The sequence below is a fragment of the Phytoactinopolyspora endophytica genome (assembly GCF_004138495.1).
GTDB lineage: Bacteria > Actinomycetota > Actinomycetes > Jiangellales > Jiangellaceae > Phytoactinopolyspora > Phytoactinopolyspora endophytica.
In genome coordinates, this window is the sequence record NZ_ML142853.1 from 281,905 (window position 1) to 283,862 (window position 1,958).

Here is a 1,958-nt window from a genome sequence, read left to right on the forward strand (position 1 = left end):
CCAGCATCGTCATCGTCGCCATCACACCCGCCATCGGAACGGCCGAGCCCGTGTCGAAAGCGCCCACCACGGGCGCGATGACCGCGCCGAGCCCGAAGTTCGTCGAGCCGATGAGCGACGCCGCGGTGCCGGCCGCCTGGCCGTGTCCCGCCAGGGCAAGGACGGGCACGTTCGGCAACGTAAACCCGATGGTGGACAGCATGAAGAACAGCGGAACGGCGAGACCGAGCATGCCGAACACGTCAGCGGCGGCCATCGCGAACAGCACGATGCAGGCCACCGCGGCGCACGCCACCGCAACGGTGAGCACCCATTGCGGGCCGAAGCGACGGACCAGCCGGGGGTTGATCTGGGTGGCGATGATGAGGCCGGCCGAGTTGACGCCGAACATCACCGCGTACTGTTGCTCCGACAGGCCGTAGACATCCTGGAAGACGAACGATGAGCCAGAGATGTAGGCGAACAGCCCGGCCATCATCAGCCCGCCGGTGAACATCAGCCCGACGAAGGTCCGATCCCGCAGGATGGGGCCGTACGCCCGTGCGCTCTCCCGAAGCCCGCCCCGCCGGTTCTCCGGCGGCAGCGTCTCGCGCAGCCCGAACACGACCACCGCTACCAGGGCCGCACCGATCAGACCGAGCACCCAGAAGACGCCGCGCCACTCGGTGAAGACCAGAATCTGCCCGCCGAGCGTCGGCGCCAGGATCGGCGCCACACCCGTGACGAGCATGAGGCGGGAGAGCAGACGCACCGCGGGAAGCCCGGTGTACATGTCCCGCACGACCGCCATCGACACCACGGCCCCGGCCGCGGCGGCCATCCCCTGTAGCACTCGGAACACGCCGAGCATGGCGATGTTGGGCGCCATGGCGCAGAGAAAGGACGCGAGGACGTGCACCACGACGGCGGTCACGAGCGGCCGGCGCCGCCCGAGACGGTCGGACGTAGGCCCGATGATCAGCTGGCCGACCGCCACTCCGATCAGCGTGCCGGTCAGCGTGAACTGGACCAAGGACTCGGACGCGCCGAGGTCGGAGGAGATCGACGGGAACGCGGGCAGGTACATGTCGATCGTCAGCGGCGGCAGAGCGGTCAGGGCCCCCAGGACCAGGACGGTTCGCAGCATCGAGCGCCGGCTTGGCGGACGATCGGGGTCATCGGTCGGGCGATAGCCAGTGCGGCGAGAGTGTGCCGACATGTGAGGCAGCCTTCTCTGCGGTAGGGCGAAACGTGCGAGGCACTGGATCACGGCAACGCCGGCATGAACCTGCCAGCAACAATTGTCACAGACGCACCTGACATTCCGCTATTCCTCCATTCAGCCGATGGTCGAGGATCACTGGACAGGGCTGCGATCCCCGCTCGACGATGACGCCGCCAGAGGCAGCAACATCCGACGACGTTTTCCGACCGACTTCGCAGATCATCCGCCAATTGAGACAAACAACAGGAAAATTTACACACAGGTCTCGATTCGATATAGGGCGCTGGCCGTTCCGGTCACCAAGAGGTCCAGACCATTGACGTGCCTATATAGCAGTGATAGTCATCCGTCCATAAACATTTCACCTTGAGCCTGTTGACCGGGGAGTTCGGACCGGCTGGCAGACTAAAGCCTCTTCATGCGGAGACAGCCCTCAGACCAGACGACAGCACAGGCGCTCCCCGACTCGGAGACAGCCCCTCAGACCAGACGACGACACAGGCGCTCCTCGACTCGAAATGCGAGGTACTCCCGGCATCATGATGATCCCGACACCACACCCGCGGCACCGGACGCGGCTCGCCGCCGCCATGGTGGCCTTGGCACTTCCCGCAGCCGCTATAGCAGCCCCGGCGGCGCACGCGAGCGACGACGCCACCTCCGACGCGCAGCTGGTCGTCGGAAAGGTGGGGCTGAACGACATTCCCCACATGAACCCCTTGGACTCCGGCTGGGTGGTCCAGGGAGAGTTCAA

Annotated in this window: 2 protein-coding genes; one reads left to right on the forward strand and one right to left on the reverse strand. The window is 65.9% G+C overall.

Going from position 1 to position 1,958, the window contains the following annotated elements:
- Positions 1 to 1,126: multidrug effflux MFS transporter (locus ELR45_RS12115; protein ID WP_165367701.1), on the reverse strand; the 1,126-nt coding region annotated here is incomplete at its 3' end.
- 617 nt (positions 1,127 to 1,743) lie between these two features.
- Between ELR45_RS12115 and ELR45_RS35045 the strand changes: the two genes are divergently transcribed.
- On the forward strand, positions 1,744 to 1,958 hold a 215-nt coding region (locus ELR45_RS35045), incomplete at its 3' end, for a hypothetical protein (RefSeq protein ID WP_165367702.1).